Source organism: Glaesserella parasuis (assembly GCF_017352235.1).
Classification (GTDB): Bacteria; Pseudomonadota; Gammaproteobacteria; order Enterobacterales; family Pasteurellaceae; genus Glaesserella; species Glaesserella parasuis.
Genome location: NZ_CP071487.1, coordinates 1,139,817 through 1,162,516 on the forward strand (window position 1 = coordinate 1,139,817; position 22,700 = coordinate 1,162,516).

At 41.1% G+C, this 22,700-nt stretch carries 17 protein-coding genes and 1 pseudogene; 9 read left to right on the forward strand and 9 right to left on the reverse strand.

Annotation, left to right across the window (positions count from 1 at the left end; genetic code table 11):
* Positions 1-10: 10 nt before the first annotated feature.
* The 6 genes from leuC to mazG form a co-directional block, all read right to left on the reverse strand.
* Positions 11-1,417, reverse strand: coding sequence for a 3-isopropylmalate dehydratase large subunit (gene leuC, locus J1G47_RS05760; RefSeq protein ID WP_005713660.1), 1,407 nt, complete (start codon positions 1,415-1,417; stop codon positions 11-13).
* A 415-nt stretch (positions 1,418-1,832) separates the two neighbouring features.
* Positions 1,833-3,029 (reverse strand): Bcr/CflA family multidrug efflux MFS transporter, encoded by a 1,197-nt coding sequence (locus J1G47_RS05765; protein ID WP_012621678.1) that lies wholly within the window; start codon positions 3,027-3,029, stop codon positions 1,833-1,835.
* Positions 3,030-3,722, reverse strand: a complete 693-nt coding sequence (rsuA, locus tag J1G47_RS05770) for a 16S rRNA pseudouridine(516) synthase RsuA (protein WP_112062961.1) — start codon at positions 3,720-3,722, stop codon at positions 3,030-3,032.
* An 82-nt stretch (positions 3,723-3,804) separates the two neighbouring features.
* The gene (gene cpxA, locus J1G47_RS05775; RefSeq protein WP_207326839.1) at positions 3,805-5,181 is read right to left on the reverse strand and encodes an envelope stress sensor histidine kinase CpxA; all 1,377 of its coding nucleotides are present in this window, start codon (positions 5,179-5,181) and stop codon (positions 3,805-3,807) included.
* Positions 5,182-5,250: 69 nt separating this feature from the next.
* Complete coding sequence (locus tag J1G47_RS05780; protein ID WP_207326490.1) at positions 5,251-5,976, reverse strand: response regulator; 726 nt, start codon at positions 5,974-5,976, stop codon at positions 5,251-5,253.
* 99 nt (positions 5,977-6,075) lie between these two features.
* Positions 6,076-6,852: a nucleoside triphosphate pyrophosphohydrolase gene (gene mazG / locus J1G47_RS05785; RefSeq protein WP_010786808.1), complete on the reverse strand. Its 777-nt coding sequence runs from the start codon at positions 6,850-6,852 to the stop codon at positions 6,076-6,078.
* Positions 6,853-7,326: 474 nt separating this feature from the next.
* On the opposite strand from mazG, the gene pepP reads away from it, so the two are divergent.
* The 4 genes from pepP to serC all read left to right on the forward strand — a co-directional run bounded on the left by pepP (position 7,327) and on the right by serC (position 10,530).
* Positions 7,327-8,652, forward strand: coding sequence for a Xaa-Pro aminopeptidase (gene pepP / locus J1G47_RS05790; protein ID WP_207326491.1), 1,326 nt, complete (start codon positions 7,327-7,329; stop codon positions 8,650-8,652).
* Between the two features lie 63 nt (positions 8,653-8,715).
* The gene (locus J1G47_RS05795; RefSeq protein ID WP_010786806.1) at positions 8,716-8,979 is read left to right on the forward strand and encodes a type II toxin-antitoxin system Phd/YefM family antitoxin; all 264 of its coding nucleotides are present in this window, start codon (positions 8,716-8,718) and stop codon (positions 8,977-8,979) included.
* The gene (locus J1G47_RS05800; protein WP_160405073.1) at positions 8,976-9,383 is read left to right on the forward strand and encodes a type II toxin-antitoxin system VapC family toxin; all 408 of its coding nucleotides are present in this window, start codon (positions 8,976-8,978) and stop codon (positions 9,381-9,383) included. The genes J1G47_RS05795 and J1G47_RS05800 overlap by 4 nt, the downstream gene beginning before the upstream one ends.
* A gap of 64 nt (positions 9,384-9,447) precedes the next feature.
* On the forward strand, positions 9,448-10,530 hold the full coding sequence (serC, locus tag J1G47_RS05805) for a 3-phosphoserine/phosphohydroxythreonine transaminase (RefSeq protein WP_160405071.1): 1,083 nt from the start codon (positions 9,448-9,450) through the stop codon (positions 10,528-10,530).
* Between the two features lie 117 nt (positions 10,531-10,647).
* Here the strand turns inward: serC and J1G47_RS05810 are convergent, their stop codons facing one another.
* Positions 10,648-11,619: an IS110 family transposase gene (locus J1G47_RS05810; RefSeq protein ID WP_012621529.1), complete on the reverse strand. Its 972-nt coding sequence runs from the start codon at positions 11,617-11,619 to the stop codon at positions 10,648-10,650.
* A 308-nt stretch (positions 11,620-11,927) separates the two neighbouring features.
* On the opposite strand from J1G47_RS05810, the gene J1G47_RS05815 reads away from it, so the two are divergent.
* From J1G47_RS05815 to J1G47_RS05835, 5 genes are all read left to right on the forward strand, one after another.
* Positions 11,928-13,568, forward strand: a complete 1,641-nt coding sequence (locus J1G47_RS05815) for a class I SAM-dependent DNA methyltransferase (RefSeq protein ID WP_207326850.1) — start codon at positions 11,928-11,930, stop codon at positions 13,566-13,568.
* On the forward strand, positions 13,561-14,916 hold the full coding sequence (locus J1G47_RS05820; RefSeq protein WP_207326492.1) for a restriction endonuclease subunit S: 1,356 nt from the start codon (positions 13,561-13,563) through the stop codon (positions 14,914-14,916). Before J1G47_RS05815 ends, J1G47_RS05820 begins: the two co-directional genes overlap by 8 nt.
* Positions 14,917-15,854: 938 nt before the next feature.
* Entirely contained in the window at positions 15,855-19,019 is a 3,165-nt protein-coding gene (locus tag J1G47_RS05825) for a type I restriction endonuclease subunit R (RefSeq protein WP_207326493.1), read from the forward strand.
* 34 nt (positions 19,020-19,053) lie between these two features.
* Positions 19,054-20,148 carry a histidinol-phosphate transaminase gene (gene hisC, locus J1G47_RS05830; protein WP_207326494.1) on the forward strand — a complete coding sequence of 365 codons (1,095 nt, stop codon included), beginning with the start codon at positions 19,054-19,056 and terminating at the stop codon, positions 20,146-20,148.
* 266 nt (positions 20,149-20,414) lie between these two features.
* Positions 20,415-20,675: a DinI-like family protein gene (locus J1G47_RS05835; RefSeq protein ID WP_075592362.1), complete on the forward strand. Its 261-nt coding sequence runs from the start codon at positions 20,415-20,417 to the stop codon at positions 20,673-20,675.
* A gap of 89 nt (positions 20,676-20,764) precedes the next feature.
* Here the strand turns inward: J1G47_RS05835 and J1G47_RS12105 are convergent.
* Positions 20,765-20,908 (reverse strand): annotated as a pseudogene (locus J1G47_RS12105) (pseudouridine synthase); the annotation flags it as partial.
* 209 nt (positions 20,909-21,117) lie between these two features.
* Positions 21,118-22,521, reverse strand: coding sequence for an asparagine--tRNA ligase (gene asnS / locus J1G47_RS05845; protein WP_021109484.1), 1,404 nt, complete (start codon positions 22,519-22,521; stop codon positions 21,118-21,120).
* Positions 22,522-22,700 lie beyond the last annotated feature (179 nt).

Here is a 22,700-nt window from a genome sequence, read left to right on the forward strand (position 1 = left end):
TTCTTATTCCTTAGTGTAATTCTACGTTGCGAATATCGACGAATTTGCCGTGAACAGCTGCCGCAGCCGCCATTGCAGGGCTAACCAGGTGAGTACGTCCGCCACGACCTTGACGGCCTTCAAAGTTACGGTTACTGGTTGAAGCACAGCGTTCACCTGGCTCTAAACGGTCATTGTTCATTGCCAAACACATTGAGCAACCTGGTTGTCGCCACTCAAAGCCTGCTTCAATAAAGATTTTATCTAAACCTTCTTTTTCCGCTTGTTCACGCACTAAGCCTGAACCTGGTACCACTAAGGCTTGAACACCATCAGCGACTTTGCGTCCTTTTGCCACGGCGGCTGCTGCACGTAAGTCTTCGATACGAGAGTTGGTGCAAGAACCGATAAACACTTTGTCGATAGCGACATCAGTCAATTTAATACTGTGCGGTAAGCCCATATAAGCTAAGGCTTTTTCCGCCGATTGACGCTCAATCGGATCTGCCATATCCGCAGGGTTCGGGATCGTTTCATTGATACCGATAACGTGTCCTGGGTTTGTTCCCCAAGTCACTTGTGGCTCAATCTCACTGGCTTCTAAAGTGACCACAGTATCAAATTCTGCTCCTTCGTCCGTGTGCAAGGTTTTCCAATAAGCGACTGCATCGTCCCAATCCTTACCTTTTGGTGCAGACGGACGATCTTTTAAATAAGCAAAAGTGGTTTCATCTGGTGCAATTAAACCTGATTTTGCACCAAGCTCAATCGCCATATTACACACGGTCATACGACCTTCCATAGATAAATCACGGATCGCTTCGCCACAGAACTCAACAACGTGTCCTGTACCGCCAGCCATCGTAGTTTTACCGATAATGGCAAGCACAATATCTTTCGCCGTAATGCCTTCACGCACTTTGCCACGCACTTCAATTTTCATTTTTTTCGCACGGGCTTGTTTTACCGTTTGAGTTGCAAGAACGTGTTCAACTTCTGATGTACCGATACCAAACGCCAATGCACCAAATGCCCCGTGTGTCGCCGTATGAGAGTCGCCACACACAATGGTCATACCTGGAAGGGTTAAACCCTGCTCAGGTCCCATAACGTGAACAATACCTTGATTAATATGGTTGATGTCATAAAGGGTCACGCCAAACTGCTCGGTATTTTTTGCCAGCTCAACCATTTGGATGCGCCCCATTTCGCCAGAACCGCCTAAGTCACGGCTATCGGTAGGTACGTTATGATCCATTGTTGCAACCGTTTTGGTTGGCTGACGCACTTCACGCCCCATCGCACGCAAACCGTCAAAGGCTTGCGGTGAAGTCACTTCGTGAACCAAATGGCGATTGATATAAATTAGAGGTGTTTCACCTTCAGCTTCGTGAACAACGTGAGCATCAAATAATTTTTCGTATAAGGTTTTTTTCATAAGTCCAACTCTCAAATGCAAGGGGACAAGCGGGGGGATCACATAAAAAATTACCACAACATTTCAATATGGAACATAAACGTGGGGACACACTGCGTGTGTCCGTTTACCGATGTTATGTGGACACACGTAGTGTGTCCCTACATCTTGTTAAAACTTCTTACAAATCCAACCGCTTGTAAAAGAATGATTTGGAATATATCGCTACTCAAAACAAAAGTAAAATGCTATTTTTGGGAAAATTGCATTTTTTTATTCTGTGAAATAGGTTTTAAGTTGGCATATTAAGTGATATGTTAGCATATTATGCTAAATCTTCTTGTTTTTATGGTTTTAAGATTTAATGCTTTGGATTTATTAGGATTTTTATCAATCGAAAAAAAGATTATCTGTTTTATGAATTAATAGGCAAAAGTCATTGAAGTTGCTGATTTCTACAAGAGAGAAAATAATAGGCAATAAATCCAACTACCGTACAAGCCGCCATTGTGTAGAGCATCGGACGCTCGCTGGTTAGCGGAATATGGGATAATCCTGCCCCAACTAATGAACCAATCCCAAAGCGAGCAGTACCAGCTACGGCATTGGCGGTACCTGCCATTTGTGGATAGCGATCTAAAATAGCCGCAGAAGCATTGCTACCAATGGTCGAAACCATTCCAACAAAAAATGCCACGCCAATTGCCATTGACCACAAACCTAATTGCAATGTCGCAGAAATAATCAGCCAAATACCCGCTAGAAGTTGTAAGCTTATTCCAATGCGTAACATTTTTTCTGAGCCGATTTTGGTGACAAGTCGTCCGTTGATAAAGGTCATCACCATCATCACAGCGATATTTAGCATAAAAAAGTAGCCAAAGTATTCAGATGAAACCCCATAAAGCCCAATATAAACCAGCGAGCCAGAAGTAAGAAAGCAAAACATTCCTGCAAAGGACATTCCGCCAACAAGAACATATCCTAGCGTTGCCTTATGGGAAATCAATGTCGTAAAATTTTGTAGTACTTGACGAAAACTCAACGGCATTCGATTTTCTGTACTCAAGGTTTCAGGAATAAGCGTTGCTACTAAACAAACGCAGACAATCCCCATCACCATTAAAATATAAAAAATAGCATGCCAATGTAGCCACTTCGCTACATATCCGCCTAAAATAGGCGCTACAAGCGGTGCGATCATCGTAATAATCATAATGGTGGACATTAATCGGGCAAACTGGTTGCGATCGAATAGATCTCGCACTAAAGCCCCAAGTACCACTGCAGGTGCAGCTCCAAATAAGCCTTGTAATAGACGCAATAGATAGAAATTTTCAATACTCAGTACTTGCGTTAAGAAAAAAGACGCAACAGCCCCGCCAGATAAGCCAAGTAAAATAATCGGTTTACGCCCGAAACTATCGGCTATCGGCCCCCAAAAAAGTTGCCCAATTGCAAAGCCGAAAGTAAAAATCGCAAGAGTTGTTTGCACCTTTTCTTGAGATACTGACAGATCTTGGGCAATATCAAGAAAAGATGGCAGATACATATCAATTGCAAGCGGTGGCAACATTGAGAGTAATCCCATAATCACTACAAATAACCCGTTGGGTCTGGTTATTTTATTCATTTAAAAACTCGCTATTTCATCTTCAGTTAAAGCTCTAAATTCCCCTTCAGCAAGAGTTTCATCAAGCACCACATTACCAATTCGCCAGCGGTGCAATGCAACCACTTTGTTTCCAAGAGCCGCAAACATACGTTTGACTTGGTGGTAACGCCCCTCGCTGATAGTTAGATTAACGTTGTAATCATCTAAAATTTCAAGTTGAGCCGGCTTTGTTGCTGTTTTTTCACCACGCAATAAAATGCCTTCGGCAAATTGTGTGGCATAAAAATCTTCTACGGGATCAGCAAGGGTAACTAAGTAGGTTTTTTCACAATGATGTTTGGGGGAAGTAATGCGGTGTGACCATTGTCCATCATCGGTCAATAAAACTAAGCCTGTTGTGTCAGCATCTAAACGCCCTGCACAATGTAATTTTGTGGTAAGTGGATAGTCAAAAAATTGGAATACCGTCGGGTAGTCGCCATCATCGTGAGAGCAAACACAATTTTGTGGTTTATACAGCATAAAATATTGCCCTTCATCAACCCAAGCTAGTGGTTCGCCATCAAAACAGATCTCATCTTGCTCACTGATTTTGGTTGCACTATTTTTTTCAACTACACCATTAACTGTGACTTGCCCGGCTCGTAACGCTTTACTGGCTTGAGAGCGAGTAAGCCCCGTGTTTTCTGCTATAAATTTATCTAAACGCATGTTTTACCTGAAAATTGAATAAAGTGCGACATTATATCTACATTTTCATAACAAGGTTAAAGATATTGACAATATATTGATATTATTCCACCCACAACGGCAATTGCATTTTGACGCGTAATCCGCCTAATGGGCTTTTTTCTGCTCTAACTGAACCGTGATGTTGTCGTATTGCATTGGCAACAATAGATAAACCAAGCCCTGTTCCCCCCGTTTGTCTTGCTCTGTCTTCTTGAACACGATAGAACGGACGGAATATCTCTTCATATTGATCTTCTGGAACACCTTCTCCATCATCATCAACAAGAATATAAAGATCGCTGGCATCAATGTAAAACATCACTTTTACGGTTGTTTGAGCATATTTTTTGGCGTTGCGAATGACATTTTCGACGGCACTAGCTAACAATACAACATTGCCATTTACAAAGTAACGCTCAGGGTGGAGGATACGTTGGCTTACGACTAAACCAAATCCACTTTGTTCCAATTCAAATTTGGCATCATTTAATACATCGTCCCATATTTTATGGATTGGAAAGACTTCTCGCTCTAGATGGTGATTAGCTTGTTTACGAGATAGAACCAATAAATCGTGAATCATTGTGTCCAGTTTTGTAATTTCACCTTCAATACGAGTAATTTCACTGCTTTCACCATTTCGACGAAGCAAGAGAGATAAAGCTAATTGCATTCGAGTCAAAGGGGTTTTTAATTCGTGCGAAATATCGGATAAGAGGCGATGCTGATAGTTGGTTAGTCGTTCTAATGCGACAATCATTTCATTAAAACTTGCTCCTACTTGACGGAGTTCTTCAATGCCTGAGGTTTCTAATTTGGGATTGATGGCTAAGTTTCCTCGTGCTACTGCATTTGCGGTTAAACGCAGTTCTTTTACTGGTTTGGCAATGCGGTACGATAGCCAGATCATCACTGGGCTACTGACAAAAAGAAGTAAAAGTAGCATTATCCAAGGCGAGTCAAATAATGTATTAATGAGCTCTCGTTGAGGGTTCACTTTTTTAGTGAAATAGAGGTCGTAAGTGCGAGTGTGAGAACTTGCAAGAAAAGGGCCGTAAAATTCCATTGTGCCGAAGCGTCTTTGTAATGGTTGGCGGTGATTTTTTGCCTTATATATAAAAGCGTAGAAAGCTTCATTATTTTCCTCTCTTATTCCTGCTAATTGTTGTGAGGCGTGATCAAAGAGGATAATGTCAAAACCATTAATAGATGCTACAGAGAGATTGTGGCGAAACACTTCGTCTAAATTATATTCTTGTTCTACATATTTGGTTTCGTGCTGTAAAAAGCCTAATTGAAAATCGTCAATTTGCTTGAAACGACGAGTATCTAAACTTGGCAGTAAAATAGCAAGTGCCAAAATAATGGCAATAATAACCATAAAAGAAGCAAAAATTTGATAGGCCAAATATCTTCGGAAATTTCTTAGCTTTAACATAACGGCTCACTTATAGATAGAAAAATCCCCCAACCATATAAAAAGCTGAGGGATTTTACTTTATGATGATTATTTTTCAGTCACCAGTAAATAACCACGACCACGTAAGGTTTTAAACCATGGAAGGTTATCATTACGCTCAGGAAGTTTTTTACGCAAATTGGAAATATGCATATCAATCGCTCTGTCGTATGGCGTTAAACGTTTACCTAAAATCTCAAGGCTTAAGAGTTCGCGTAAAAGAATTTGTCCGGGGTTACGCATTAAAATTTGTAATAGTGCAAATTCCGTACCGGTGAGATCTAAATCTTTTCCTTCGTAAATCGCTTGTTGGCGACTGGGGTGAAGCTCAACGCCACCAAATTGTAACAGTTTTCGGTCGTCATCATCATTCACAATGAAAGCGGTTTCAACTGGCATACTTGGTTTCTGCGTTATTGATCTGCGTAAGATAGCTTTTATGCGTGCAACCAACTCTCTATCGTTAAACGGTTTTGGCAGGTAATCATCTGCACCAAGTTCTAAACCAAGTACACGGTCGATTTCATCATCTCTTGCACTTAACATAAGAACTGGGGTTGAGTATTTTTGACGAACCTGTTTTAAGGTTTCAATACCATTGAGAATTGGCATCATGACATCAAGTAGAATGAGATCGTAACTCTGTATCTTTAATTCAGTTAAGGCATCCTGACCATTGTGTACAGTATGAATATCAAAGCCTTCAAGAGAGAGTAATTCTGAAAGTAATTCAGTTAAATCTACATCATCGTCAACAAGTAAAATTTTTGGCATAGCTCTATTTCCCTATTCCATTGATCATTTCTTGACTATTTACATAAATTATCTTTACATAAACAGATCTATAGTATTACTTTACCTAATTTTGTCAATTTATTCTACTTTTTTTATTTCATTCCATAGAAAATCTAGTTCAGATAATGTGCAGTCTTGCGGTTTTTTCCCTTGATAAATCAGATGGTTCTCAATTTTTCTAAAGCGATTTTCAAATTTTACATTTGCATTGCGAAGTGCAGTTTCTGCGTCAATTTTGTGATGACGGCATAAATTGACCATTGCAAATAATAAATCGCCTAATTCTTCTGCTAATTTTTCTGGTTGCTGTTGTTGAATTTCTTCTTGCACTTCAGCCAATTCTTCTTCCACTTTGGCAAAGACATCTTGCGGATTATCCCAGTCAAAACCGACTTTGGCACAACGCTTTTGCAATTTGTCTGCACGAGTAAGGGCAGGCAGAGCAAAAGGCAGATCATCTAATATAGACGTTTGCTGTTTCGCTTCTTTCTCTTTGGCTTTTTGTGCTTCCCAGTTTTGTAGTGCTTCTTCACTGTTAGTGGCAGTGGTATCTCCGAAAACGTGTGGGTGGCGATAAATTAATTTGTCGTGAATATCGTTTAGAACATCTTGAAAGCTAAAGGTTCCTTCTTCTTTAGCTAATTGACTAAGAAATACCACTTGTAGCAACAGATCGCCTAATTCTTCACGCAAAGCGGTACGATTTTTCGTATAAATTGCTTCCGCCACTTCATAGGTTTCTTCCAATACATTCGGAAGCATTGTGTCAAAGGTCTGTTTAATATCCCAAGGACAGCCTGTTTCTTTATCGCGTAAACGCTCAACGATATCTAAAAATTGCTGAATAGTTGCCATAGTGTTTTCCTTAAAAAGCGTATTTGCGAGCTTTTAAAAAATAATTAAAGATTGAAAGAAACGGTTTTGCCTGTTGTTATGTATATAGCATTTAAACAAAAGATATAGTAGGGACGCCACGCTTGGCGTCCAATATCAATATAATTTTTACAAATATCAATATCGTAGGGACACACTGAGTGTGTCCGCCCGTAAAGTAAGGTTAAATGAAACAGACGCCAAGCGTGGCGTCCCTACGGACACTTTAATTTAAATGGTTCATTTTTTATTTACGGACACACGCAGTGTGTCCCATACTATTATGAGTATATTTTGGGTGTTTTATGGATTGTAATCAACAGCTTTTTCAAGCGCAATGTGAGATTTCAGTCGAGTTAATCTGTTAAAACAGTTGGAAAATAGTATTAGCATTTGTCAATTTTAGTGAAGATAGGTATGCTTGTAACGTTCAAAAATCGATTTTAAGGAATGATTATGGATCTCGCTTATTTACAAAAACTCCCCCAAGAAGAATTTCACACTCGTCGTCAGCGTTTGTTTGAACAAATGCAAGACAACTCAACCTTGATTGTCTTTACCGAAACAGAAAAACGCCGTAATAACGACTGCGACTATTTATTCCGTCCAGATAGCTATTTTTGGTATCTCACGGGATTTGCTGAACCCAAATCAGCCTTAGTGTTGCTGAAAAAAGCAGGGCTGTGTGAGAGCTTGATTTTTTTACGCAAGAAAGATCCGCTAATGGAAACGTGGAACGGTCGCCGTTTAGGTATTGAAGTTGCACCACAGACGTTAAATGTCGATCAAGCCTACGACATCGACGATATTCAAACCATTCTTGCAGAAAAATGGGCAGATTTGACCGCTTGTTACTACGCAATAAATGTGCAAGCGTGGGGCGATCAAATTGTTTTTGCAACCTTTGATGCCATCACCGCAAGCCGTAAAAAAGCCCCAACAACCTTGATCGATTGGCAACCGATACTCTCTGAAATGCGATTGTTCAAGTCCGAAGCTGAAATTGCCTTATTACAACAAGCCTGCCAAATTTCAGCCTTTGGACATTTAAGAGCAATGAAACAAACTCGCCCAAATCGTTACGAAATGGAAATCGAAGGAGAAATTCAATACGAATTTTCTCGTTTTGGCTCTCGCTTTGCGTCCTATAATCAAATTATTGCAGGGGGCGATAATGCGTGCATTTTGCACTACAACGAGAACGATCAAGTGTTAAAAGATGGTGATTTACTGTTAATTGATGCAGGGGCAGAGTTTGCAATGTATGCAGGCGACATTACCCGAACTATTCCTATTAATGGTAAATTTTCTACGGCTCAGAAAGAGGTGTATGAAATTGTATTGGAAGCCTTAAAAGAAGCGACTAAACTGCTTGTACCGCAAAGCTCGATCAAACTGGCTAACGATAAAGCAGTGCGTATTATGACGGGAGGAATGGTACGTTTAGGCATATTAAAAGGCAATGTTGATGAGTTAATTGAGAATAAAGCCTACCGACAATTTTATATGCACGGCTTAGGACATTGGCTAGGCTTAGATGTCCACGATGTCGGCGACTATGGCAATGAACGAGATCGACCGCTTGAAATCGGTATGGTGCTTACCGTTGAACCGGGATTGTATATCCCGAAAGATGCAGATGTGCCAGAGCAATATAAAGGCATTGGTATCCGAATTGAAGATAATCTCTTAATCACCGAATATGGCAACAAAAATCTCACGTCAGGTGTGCCGAAAGAGATTGGGGAGATTGAGGCGGTAATGGGGCAAGCGACGAATTAATGTCTTGAATAAGCTAGAAAATAAGACTAGACTCACTTATCGGACTAAGAAAAAGGGGCTGTTATGCTAAATCAATCTTTAGAAAGTGTGAATATGCACGAAGCAAAAACTAATTTTTCTCGCATTGTTGAAGATGTGAAACGTTTTGGAAAGCCGATCATCATCGCAAAATCAGGTAAGCCACAGGTTAAAATTGTGCCTTTGGATACCATACAAAATGGTAGTCGTTTTGGTTTTATGAAAAAGCAAAATGTGCAAATTCCTGATGATTTTGACCGCTTGTATCAAGATGAAATTGTGGCAATGTTTGAAGGGAAAGAGGAATGAAGATCTTATTAGACAGCCATATTTTGCTGTGGCTTGCGTGGGATAAAAAAGAAAACCTATCGCCACAAGTGGTAGAATTACTTGATGACCCGACCAGTGAAATCTATTTTAGTTTAGCAAGTTTATGGGAAATTGCGATTAAATCTAGTTTAGGTAAACCTGATTTTGACATTGATGTAGAAGCCTTAGAGCAAGGCTTAATTCAGGTAGGTTGTCGAATGTTAGCCATTGAATTACCGCATATTCTAAAACAAACTCAGTATCCTTTTATTCATCGAGATCCCTTTGATCGTCTATTAATGGCTCAGGCTGAAGTGGAAAATGTCTTTTTTATGACCGCAGATACTATGATTTTGAAGTATCAGAAACCTTATATTATCGACGTGAGAAGTTATAAAAATTGAAATTTTTGACAGCCCCATATTTCCGCTAGAATGCAAGCACCATTTTTTATAAGAGGCAAACACAATGACACAAGTTTATAATTTCAGTGCAGGCCCAGCGATGATGCCGACTGCCGTATTAGAAAAAGCACAAACAGAATTGTTGAATTGGCAAAATCAACACACTTCAGTAATGGAAGTTAGCCACCGTGGTAAATTGTTTATGGAAATGATCGCAGAATGTGAACAAGATTTCCGTAAGCTCTATAACATTCCTGAAAACTACAAAATTTTATTCCTACAAGGCGGTGCGAGAGGGCAGTTTGCAGCAATTCCGATGAACTTAATCGGCGAAAAAGGCAAAGCACTTTATTTAACCAGCGGACACTGGTCGGCGACTGCAGCAAAAGAAGCTCGCAATTTCTGTGAAATTGATGAAATCAATATTTTAGAGCAGGGTGATGAACTTAAAGTGGGCAACCTTGATTTCAGCGAGATTGCAGAGCAGTACGACTACGTTCATTACTGCCCGAACGAAACCATCAGCGGTGTGGAAATTTTTGAGGAGCCGAAAGTAGGCAATGCAGTGTTAGTGGCGGATATGTCGTCTAACATTCTGGCTCGCCGTATTGACATCAGTAAATTTGGTATCATTTACGCTGGTGCTCAGAAAAACTTAGGACCTGCTGGGATCACTCTTGTGATCGTGCGTGAAGACTTGATTGGCAAGGCTCGCAAAGCAACGCCATCTATTTGGAATTACGAAACTCAAGCTAACAATGATTCAATGATCAACACGCCACCGACATTTGCTTGGTATCTCTGTTCATTGGTATTCAAACATCTGCTTGAACTAGGCGGTTTAGCTGAAATTGAAAAACGCAATCAAGCCAAAGCGGAACTGCTTTATCGTTATCTTGATAACAGCAATTTCTACCACAACACCGTCGCCAAAGCGAACCGCTCTTTAATGAATGTCACCTTTACCACAGGCAACGACGAACTCAATGCAAAATTTGTGGCGGAAGCGACCGCTTGCGGATTACAAGCCTTAAAAGGTCACAAAGTGTTAGGCGGTATGCGTACGTCAATCTACAACGCAATGCCAATTGAAGGTGTACAAGCGTTAATTGCGTTTATGCAGAAGTTTGAAGTGCAAAATAAATAATTTGACGTATTGAACGGACGCCAAGCGTGGCGTCCCTACAATAACGTTTGAATTATGAATACAAAAAATTAAATCCGAAGTATTTGTAGCAACTGTGTTTACACACAAAAAAGTTATTCAATTTTGACCCACAGATTCTGTGGATAAGTAGCGTGTAGCATCCCATTTTTCATTGCGTCTAACCAACGCATTCATAATGGTTAGCAGTTTACGCATACACGCCATAATAGCGACTTTCTTCGCTTTGCCTTTTGCAACCAATCGGGTGTAAAAGGCTTTAAAAACAGGTTCAAAGCGAATTGCCGATAGTGCTGCCATATATAAGGCATTACGAACAATCGCTCGACCACCATAGCAAAAGGATTTTCCTTTCCATTGACCGCTTTCCTGTGGATGCGGAATAACGCCAACGAGTGAGGCAATTCTTTTGCTGCTTAGCTTGCCTAATTCCGGCAGGCTTGACATCATCACGGCGACGCAATTTTTGCCAACGCCTTTGATGTCTGAGATAAGGTCAGCTTTATCACTAAAATGCTTACTTTGGTCGTCGATATCTTTATCAAGTTCGGCGATTAATTTATCAAGCATTTCAATGTGTTGTTGGATATTGTCCAACTGGGTTTCGTGGCTTTGTTGCAAACGATTTAGCTCTGCTACTCGCATATCGACAAGCTGACGACGGCGAACCACAAGGGCTTCCAGCTGTTCTTCTTGCTCAGAAAGCGGAACATACAACTGATGCTCTACTTCGCCTTTAAGCTCACAAGTGAGCCCATAGAAAGCGAGATTAACCGCATCTTTTGCATCGGTTTTGGCTCTCGTTTGAGATTTTGCAAACTCACTGGCTTTCAGTGGATTAGCAATAAATACACGATAACCTGCTCGAGCAAGGGCTTTTGCCACGGGGATTTCTAATCCACCCGTTGCTTCAAGCGTTATCAGAGCCACATTAAACTGGCTTAAATAGTCCAAGGTATGTTGAATACCTTTGGCGTTATTGGTTTCGGTTTTGGTCTTTTTCTGATGGGAAAAACCAATCACGAAATTGCGTTTAGCAACATCAATACCACAATAAATCGGAGCGTTCATCGGTAACCTGCCTTGTATTCGGGTTTATATTTCAACTGTTCGGTTTTGCTGATGAAGTTATCCACGCCTACGCTACAGAACGAGTTTTAGCTCTAGGGACACCCAAGCTGTGGATAACGTTATGGTTTATGTTGCTAGTTTACTATAATTTTAATATACAAGGGACACAACGCTTCGTGTCCAAATAGCAAAATGTAATTTATTGATTTTTATTGAAATTTCTCACGGAGATATAGTATAATGCACAGCACAGCACAGCACAGCACAGCACAGCACAGCACAGCACAGCACAGCACAGCACAGCACATCTGGCTGAAAATTTAGCCAATCAACAAGCCTTTCTCAACAAACTCGATGCCGACCTTTGGAAAGCCGCCGATAAACTTCGCCAACAGCTTGACGCTGCCAACTACAAACACATCGTTCTCGGTTTAATCTTCTTAAAATATGTTTCCGACAGCTTCTCGGCACAACAAGAAATCATTAAACAACGCTACACCGATCCAACGTCCGATTTTTATCTCGATCCGACTGCTTACAGCGAAAGCGAACTTGCCGATATTCTCAATGCCGAACTGGAAGAACGGGACAACTACGCCCAAGACAACGTATTCTGGGTGCCGCAACAAGCCCGTTGGGACGAAATCAAAGTCGTGGCTCGTGCTAACATTGGCGACAAAATCTGGGACGAGAAAACCTTTAAAGGCATTGCCAACTTGATTGATGACGCTTTTGATGCTATCGAACAAGACAACCCTAAACTCAAAAACGTCATTCAACGCATCAGCCCTTATAAAGTTGATGAAAGCATTTTATTAGGCTTAATCGATCTCTTTTCCGACACCAACTTCACCCGTCCAACCCTAGACGGTAAGCCGATTTCCTTGGCGGCGAAAGATATTCTTGGTCACGTTTATGAGTATTTTCTCGGGCAATTCGCCCTTGCGGAAGGCAAAAAGGGCGGTCAATATTTCACGCCAAAATCCATTGTTACCCTGATTATCGAAATGCTCGAACCCTACAAAGGACGCATTTACGACCCTGCAATGGGGTCGGGTGGCTTTTTTGTGCAAACAGAACGTTTTATCCGCGAACATCAAGGCAACGTCAGCGAAGTGAGCATTTTCGGACAAGAGTTCAACCCAACCACTTGGAAACTTGCCGCAATGAATATGGCAATTCGTGGCATTGAATTTGACTTCGGCAAAGGCAACGCCGACACCTTCAGCAATCCTCAACACCGTGATAAAAAAATGGATTTTGTGATGGCAAACCCACCCTTTAATATGAAAGACTGGTGGAACGAAAGCCTTGCCCAAGACCCACGATGGCAATACGGCATACCGCCCGAAGGCAACGCCAACTTTGCGTGGCTACAACATATGATTTACCACCTTTCGCCAAACGGACGAATGGCGTTGTTGCTTGCCAACGGCTCAATGTCGAGCAACACCAACAACGAGGGCGAAATCCGCAAAAATATCCTTAAAGCCGACCTTGTGGAAGCAATGATTGCCTTGCCAAGCCAACTCTTTACCAACACCCAAATTCCAGCCTGTATCTGGATCCTAAACAAAAACAAAGCACGCAAAGGCGAAGTGCTGTTTATTGACGCACGACAACTCGGCTATATGAAAGACCGTGTTTTACGCGACTTCACCGCAGACGACATCGCCAAAGTCGCCGACACCTATCACAACTGGCAACAATCCGCCGACTACCAAAATATCCCTGCATTCTGCTACACCGCAAGCCTTGACGAAATCGCCCAAAACGACTTCGTCCTTACCCCAGGGCGTTATGTCGGTGCTGCCGAACAAGAAGATGACGGCGTGCCATTTGCAGAAAAAATGCAAGAACTGACCGCTCTTTTACAACAACAATTTAAGCAAAGTGCAGAATTAGAAGCCAAAATTAAAGCGAATTTGGGAGGGTTGGGGTATGAGTAGTTGGAAGAAGTATAAGTTGGGAGAATTGCTTGAATTAGTTATAGATCATCGCGGAAAGACACCTAAAAAATTAGGATTTGATGACTTTCATTCTAATGGATATCCTGTTTTATCAGCAAAACACGTCAAAACATCAGGATTAGTAAATTTAGATGTAATGAGATTTGCTAATCAGGAAATGTATGAAAAATGGATGAAAATTCCTACTAAAAAAGGAGATATTGTATTAACTTCAGAAGCCCCTTTGGGAGAGCTTTTTTATATTGATGGTTCGACACAGTATCTATTAGGTCAGAGGGTTTTTGGTCTTAGAACAAAAGCAAACTTAATTAATCCTATGTATTTATTCGCTTGGTTGAGTTCGCCAGAAGGTCAATCAGCTTTACAAGCAAGAGCGACTGGTTCAACAGTACAAGGTATTAAGCAATCAGAGCTATTAAATATAGAATTATCTATTCCAGATTTAATAGAGCAGGAAAAAGTTGCAGAGATCTTATTCAATTTGAATAACAAAATCCAACTCAACACCCAAATCAACCAAACCCTAGAACAAATCGCCCAAACGATTTTTAAAAGCTGGTTTATTGATTTTGACCCCGTTCACGCCAAAGCCAACGCACTGGCAAGCGGACAAACCTTGGAGCAAGCCACCCAAGCGGCAATGGCAGTGATCAGTGGTAAAAACACGCAAGAATTACACCGCTTGCAGACGGCAAATCCCGAACAATACCAACAACTATGGGAAATCGCAGAGGCATTTCCGAGTGGGTTTGATGAAGAGGGCGTGCCGTGGGGGTGGGAAGAAAGAGAACTATCTTACTTATTTGAGTTTTTAAGCGGTGCTCAACCACCTAAATCAGAACACATTTATGAAGAAAAAGAGGGGTATGAAAGATTTATTCAAAATAGAGATTATTCTAACGATAATCATAAAACTTATATTCCTATATCCAAGAAAAATAAACGTTGTACTGAAAAAGATATTTTAATGGATAAATATGGAGAAGCCGGAAAGGTTAGGTATGGAATTAAAGGTGCTTATAATGTTGCTTTAGCCAAAATAGTTCCTCAAAAAGATAATTTGAGAGAGTTTTTAAGATCTTATTTCACTCAAGATAAAATAAGAAATTATCTTTCATCTTCATCTATGGCATCAACAAGGAACTCTTTAAATTCCACAACATTTACTAGAATGAAAGTAATTGTTCCAAATGATTTTTTATTGTCTACTTTTGATAAGTTGGCAAATGAAAAAATAGACAAGATCTTACAAATTAAACAGGAAAATATTGAACTGTCAAAATTAAGGGATTATTTATTGCCGAAGTTGTTGAGTGGGGAGGTTTAGTGTGAGTAATATTTTAAATCTCAGAAGTATAAAATCAGCGGATATAAAATTAGATATTTTTTCTCAAAATTATACTAAAGAAGAATATTCAAATGGAGACAGTATTTTTCAATGTATAAGGACTAATTTTAGGCATAATCTGAGGGCTAAAAAATCCCTCACGCTGTTTTTATTTCTGCCAAATCTCCCCTAACCCCTCTTTGCTAAAGAGGGGAACGGATTGAGGTTGGTTATATGTTCATCTGAAAAATTGACAATATTTATGTAGAACTTTGTTCTTTAAATTTTCAATGAAACCAGCTTTCCTCTTTGCTAAAAGAGGGGGACGGATCGAGGTTGGTTATATGTTCATCTGCAAAATTGACAATATTTATGTAGGACTTTGTTCTTTAAATTTTCAATGAAACCAGCTTTCCTCTTTGCTAAAAGAGGGGGACGGATCGAGGTTGGTTATATGTTCATCTGCAAAATTGACAATATTTATGTAGGACTTTGTTCTTTAAATTTTCAATGAAACCAGCTTTCCTCTTTGCTAAAAGAGGGGGACGGATCGAGGTTGGTTATATGTTCATCTGCAAAATTGACAATATTTATGTAGGACTTTGTTCTTTAAATTTTCAATGAAACCAGCTTTCCTCTTTGCTAAAAGAGGGGAACGGATCGAGGTTGGTTATATGTTCATCTGCAAAATTGACAATATTTATGTAGGACTTTGTTCTTTAAATTTTCAATGAAACCAGCTTTCCTCTTTGCTAAAAGAGGGGGACGGATTGAGGTTGGTTATATGTTCATCTGCAAAATTGACAATATTTATGTAGGACTTTGTTCTTTGAATCTTCAATGAAATCTGCCCCCCTCTTTAGCAAAGAGGGGCTGGGGGAGATTTGGCAGTAGTGATTAACAAAGAAAACAAGATTATATTCAAAAAGGAAAAAACAATGCTCATCAACGAAAACACCATTGAACAAGCCTGTTTGCAACATTTGCAGGAATTGGGCTGGGATTATACGCACGGTTCGACCATCAATGCTGATGGGGAAAATCCTTGGCGGTTGCGGACGGACGAGGTGGTGTTTCGGGCGGTGTTGCGTGAGGCGGTGGAGCGGTTAAATCCGCAGTTGCCGTCTGCCACGGTGGACGAAGTGGTAGCGTTGGTATGCAAAACGGATATTACGGATTTAACGGAACGCAATCAGCAAGCCTATCGCTATTTGCGTGAGGGGGTTCGGGTGGAGTATCGGGAAAATGATGAGCAAAAAGTGGAGTTTGCCCGTTTGATTGATTTTCAACAGCCGAGCCGGAACCGTTTTGATGTGGTGAACCAGCTGACGATTGCAGGGCGGAAAGGCAATCGCCGTCCTGATGTGATTTGTTATATCAATGGTTTGCCTGTGGTGGTGTTGGAGTTGAAAAATCCCTTGAAAGAGAATGCGGATTTGCCGCAGGCGTTTAATCAGTTGCAGACTTATAAGCAGGAAATCGGCGATCTGTTTGTGTATAACCAAGCCCTTGTGATTAGCGATGGCATTCTGGCAAAAGTCGGTTCGCTGACGGCAGATTTGGAGCGGTTTACCCCTTGGCGTGTGGTGGACGAGAAGAACAAGCAATGTATTGCCTTTGAACACGAGTTGGAAGGCTTGGTGCGTGGTTTGCTTAACCCTGTGAGTTTGTTGGATTATATCCAGAATTTTATTGTGTTTGAGCAAACATCAAGCGGTCGTTTGGTGAAGAAAATTGCCGCTTATCATCAATTCTACGGCGTGAATGAAGCGGTGGATTGTACGCTGTGGGCGGCAAGCGAGCAGGGCAATGGCAAAATCGGGGTGATGTGGCATACACAAGGTTCGGGCAAGTCGTTGTCGATGTTGTTTTATACCGGCAAATTGTTGTCGCAAGCGGAATTACGCAACCCGACTATTGTGGTGGTTACCGACCGCAATGATTTAGACGGTCAGCTTTATGCCACTTTTTCAGGCGGTCAGGCGTTAATTCGTCAGCAACCTGTGCAAGCAGACGGCAGGGAAGCATTGCGTGAAGAACTTGCCAAGCGAGAAACAGGCGGTGTGATTTTCACCACCATTCAGAAATTCGGTCTGCAAGAGGGCGAGCAGGCACACCCTGTGCTAAACGAGCGACACAATATTATTGTGATTAGCGATGAGGCTCACCGTTCGCAATATGGGTTTAGCCAAAGTATGAAGCTCAACGAAGCAAACCGCACGGGGACATATCGGGTGGGCTATGCGAGGCATTTGCGTGATGCTTTGCCAAATGCGTCTTTTATTGGTTTTACCGGCACGCCGATTAGCCTTGAAGATAAAGATACGCAGGAAGTGTTCGGTAAATATGTGTCGATTTACGATATTACCGATGCGGTGGAAGATGGGGCGACTGTGCCGATTATCTATGAAGCACGGCAAATTCCCATTGCACAGAGTGCCGAGTTTGAGAATGTGGTGCGTGAAGCCCAAACCTTGCTTGATGAAGATGATGAAAGTAGCTACAACTTCCGTTTGCGTGAAAAATTGATGGGAACAGACGGACGTTTGAGCCGTTTGGCGGAAGATTTTGTCAAACATTTTGAACAACGCACCGCTTTAATTGATGGCAAGGCAATGGTGGTGGCGATGAGCCGTCAGATTTGTGTGAAATTGTATGAAAAAATCACCGCACTTCGTCCAGAGTGGCATAGCGATGATGTGAATGAAGGGGCGATTAAAATTGTGATGACGGGCTCGGCGAGCGATCCTGAGGAAATTCAAAAACACATTTATTCTTCGCAAGATAAAAAGCTGTTGGAACGCCGTTTTAAAGATCCGGACGATCCTCTAAAAGTGGTGATTGTGCGTGATATGTGGCTAACAGGTTTTGATGCCCCTTGTTGCAATACGATGTATATTGATAAGCCGATGAAAGGGCATAATTTAATGCAGGCGATTGCAAGGGTAAACCGTGTGTTTCGCAATAAAAGCCGTGATAATGGCGGTTTGATTGTGGATTATGTGGGGCTAACCAGCGAACTTCGGGAAGCCACCGAGCAATACACTCGCTCGCACGGCAAAGGGCAGATGACCCACAATATCGCCGAAATTAAGGCGAAGATGTTGGAATACATTGATGTTGTGCGTGGGCAGTTTGCCACACCTGTGAACGATCAGCCGTTTAAGCTGTTTGATGCCTTGAAAATCGAAGATGAACTGGCGTTGTTCCAGCAAGTGATGTTGGGGGCGAACTATATTTTAGCCTTAGATCATCAAATGGTTGCGGATAAAACGGAGAAAACCCCAAGACGCAATGCGTTTTTAAAAGCGGTGCGTTTGGCGAAAAAAGGCTTTAGCTTATGTGGTGCAGACGGCGATGTTCAGCAATATCAAAAAGAGCTTGCCTTTTATGATGCGGTGCGTGCGATTTTGGCAAAACGTGAGCCAAATTCAACCGCTTCAAACGAAGAACGCCAGTTGCAGTTGGTGGCATTATTGAATAAGGCGGTGGACGCAAGCGGTGCGATTAACCTGTTTGATTTGCTTAACCGAGAACAGCCGAACATCAATATTTTGTCGGACGAATTTTTAGAGAAAATCAAAAACAGCCAAACCAAAGAACTTTGGTTGTTGGCAGTGGAACGTTATTTGCGTAGCCAAATCAATGAGAAAGGGGCGGGCAATTTGGCGGTGCAAAAAGATTTTGCCGAGCGTTTGAAACAGGCGTTAAATCAATACCACAACCAAAATCTCACCATTATGCAAGTGTTGGAAGAGTTGCTGAATATGAGCAAGGAATTTACCGAACGCTTGCAACGTGGGGAAAAATTGGGTTTATCACCTGCGGAAATCGCCTTTTACGATGCCCTTGCCCGCAATGAAAGTGCGGTGCGAGAATTGGGCGATGATGCCTTGAAAAACTTGGCAAAAGCGATTACCGATAAATTACGCAAATCCGCCACTATTGACTGGCAATACAAAGAAGCCGTGCGAGCCAAAATGCGAAACTTGGTGCGTGTAACGTTGAGATTATTCAAATATCCACCGGATAAATGCGATGAGGCAATCCAATTTGTGTTGGAACAAGCGGAAGTGATTGCGGATGAATTGACGACGGTATAAACTGCAACGAAATATCAAGAAAAAAGGAACAACAATGCAATTTATCAACATCGCCAATGAGGGCGTGAAAACCCTTGCCCCTTATCAAGCAGGTAAGCCGATTGAAGAACTTGAGCGTGAGCTTGGGATTTCAAATATTGTGAAACTTGCTTCCAATGAAAACCCTTTTGGTTTTCCTGAAAGTGCGAAACAAGCGATTTTAAAGCAGTTGAATGATTTAACTCGCTATCCTGATGCGAATGGTTTTGAGCTGAAAGCGACCATTGCGAAAAAGTTTGGGGTTCAGACGAACCAAATTACGTTAGGTAATGGCTCAAATGATCTGCTTGAGCTGTTCGCCCATACGTTTGCCAGTGAAAAAGATGAAATTATCTATTCGCAATATGCCTTTATTGTCTATCCGCTTGTCACCAAAGCGATTAATGCGGTGGCACGTGAAATCCTGGCAAAAGATTGGGGACACGATTTGAGTGCCTTTGAGCAGGCAATTAATAACAAAACCAAGTTGATTTATATCGCGAATCCAAATAATCCGACGGGGAATTTTTTATCGCAACAGGAAATTGAACACTTTTTAGATAGAGTGCCTGTAAATGTGATTGTGGTGTTGGACGAGGCTTATACGGAATTTACCGACCCTGCCGAGCGGTTAGATTCGTTTGCTTTAGTGCAGAAATATCCGAATTTGATCGTTTCTCGTTCCTTGTCTAAAGCCTATGGTTTGGCTGGTTTGCGTATTGGTTATGCGGTTTCGCACCCTGAAATTGCGGATTTATTAAATCGTGTGCGTCAGCCATTTAACTGTAATAGTCTTGCGTTAGCGGCGGCAATTGCAGTGATGCAAGATGATGATTTTATTGCGAAAGTGGCAGAAAATAATCGTAATGAAATGCAACGCTATGAGGCGTTTTTTAAGGCAAATCAGTTGGAATATATTCCATCGAAAGGCAATTTTATTACGGTAGATTTGAAACAGCCTGCACAGCCGATTTATCAGGCGTTGTTGCACGAAGGGGTGATTGTTCGTCCGATTGCAAGTTATGGTATGCCAAATCATTTGCGTGTGAGTATCGGGTTGCCAGAGGAAAATGATAAATTTTTTATGGCGTTGAGGAAGGTGCTGATTTAGAAGGTATAGTAGACAAATTTGTGGCGTACCACTTAAAAAAAATAGGCTTCCGATGGAAGCCTATTTTATTTGTAAGAAATGGGATTTTCTTAGAATTTATAAGAAATACCGGCAAAGTAAACGATAGGATCAAGTTTGATCTTCACTTCGTGTGATAAACCTAAAGCATCAAAATTTGATCCAAAACAAATATCTGTATCTATTTACAGTTAAACTGGTTTTATATATAATGTTTTTATATACAGTAGTCAGGTGAGGAAAATGTTATGCAAGCAACCATTGATATTCGTTTAGCCAACTTACAAAAAATGGATCAAGGTAAATTCAACCGACTTTTATACATTGTGGCAGAGCAAGTCGAAAAAGCATTTCCAAATGCGATTGTTCGAGTTCGACCTTCGGTATCCAATAGCGATCTTAGCGTTTTTGGGCTAGGCAAAGAGGGAAAACAAAAAGTAGCCACCTTTTTGGAGCAACTTTTTGAAGAAGGATCAGCCTTTGACGAATTACAAGACGAGTATTATTGATCGTTTTGTTTTTGCCAAAACTGACCGCTTGGTAAGACACGAACGCTGATAGGTTGTGAGTGATAATAAAAATCGAGCTGATAGGCGTGTAAATAAACTCTATCGGCTTTTTCACCACCATAAAGCTCACCAAAATAACTTGCACTCGTTGGGTTTAGGGCAAGGATTAGCAAGCCTGAAGTGACTTTATCAAGACGATGAACCAACCACACTTGCTCTACGCCAAGCGATTGAAAGTCAAGGGGAAAAGCGAGAATTAATCGAATTTAATAAGACAGAACATTTATAAATCTCTTCCTAAATAACTTACTAAAATTGGTGTAATAGACAAATTGGCACAGTAGACAAATTTATTGCTAAAAACGGGCTTAAAGCCTTATCATTCAAGGTTTAAACAATAAGGCGAGATATTCTCTCGCCTTATCTTATCTTTTTCCAAAAATTAGAAATTCGCATTACGCGGTGCGCGTGGGAATGGAATCACCTCACGAATATTTTGTAAACCAGTTACATATACGATTAAACGCTCAAAGCCTAAACCGAAGCCTGAGTGTGGCACAGTACCGTAACGACGTAAATCACGATACCACCAATAATCTTCTGGGTTTAAGCCCATTTCTACCATACGTTTATCTAACACATCTAAACGCTCTTCACGTTGTGAACCACCAATGATTTCACCGATTCCTGGCGCTAATACGTCCATTGCTGCCACAGTTTTACCATCATCATTTAAACGCATATAGAACGCTTTAATGTCTTTTGGATAGTTTTTCACGACTACTGGTGATTTGAAATATTCCTCTGCAAGGAAACGTTCGTGTTCAGAAGAGAGGTCAATACCCCATTCAACTGGGAACTCGAAGTTTTTACCTGATTTTAATAACACTTCAATCGCATCGGTATAGTCAATTTGAGCGAAGTCTGAATTAATAAAGTTCTCTAAACGGCTGATTACCGTGTTATCAACGTGTTTCTCAAAGAATTTTAAGTCATCTTTACGTTCTTCAAGTACTGCACGGAACACATACTTCAACATATCTTCAGCCAGTTTTGCATTATCCGCTAAGGTTGCAAACGCAAATTCAGGCTCAACCATCCAGAACTCTGCTAAGTGACGGGTAGTGTTTGAGTTTTCTGCACGGAATGTTGGACCAAAGGTATAGACTTTGCTTAATGCACAAGCATAGGTTTCGCCATTTAATTGACCAGATACGGTTAAGAAAGACTCTTTTCCAAAGAAATCTTGGCTGAAATCAACTTTGCCATCTTCACCACGCGGTAAATTTTCTAAATCTAAGGTTGAAACACGGAACATTTCTCCTGCACCTTCTGTATCTGAAGCGGTGATTAACGGTGTTGCAACCCAATAGAAACCTTGCTCGTGGAAGAAGCGGTGAATGGCTTGTGCTAAACAGTGACGCACACGTGCTACCGCCCCGATTAAGTTAGTACGAGGACGTAAGTGAGCAACTTCACGTAAGTATTCAATAGAGTGGCGTTTTGCTGCCATCGGATAAGTATCAGGATCTTCAACCCAACCCACGACTTCAACAGATTTTGCTTGTAATTCAACCGCTTGTCCTTCAGCTGGTGATTCTACAATCACACCAGTCACAATCACAGAACAGCCTGCAGTTAAACGTAATACTTCATCTTGATAATTGCTTAAATCGTTATTGATAATGGCTTGAATTGGATCGAAACAAGAACCGTCATACACGGCTAAAAATGATAAACCTGCTTTAGAATCACGGCGGGTACGAACCCAACCACGTACGGCAACTTCTTCCCCTACGGCAACTTTGCCAGAAAGAATCTCTGAAATTGTTGGAAATTTAGACATATTTATACCTTTTAAAATTTTGCTCAAGATTTTGTGGAAAAATCGTTAGATTTATCGCAGACGGTCGATTATAGAGAAATTTTCCTTGTAAGACTAGTAAAACAAGCGGTTAGATCCCCTTTAAAGAATACGATATTATGTGGCAGCTAAAAACTAGTGTTGTGTAGGGTGGGGATAAC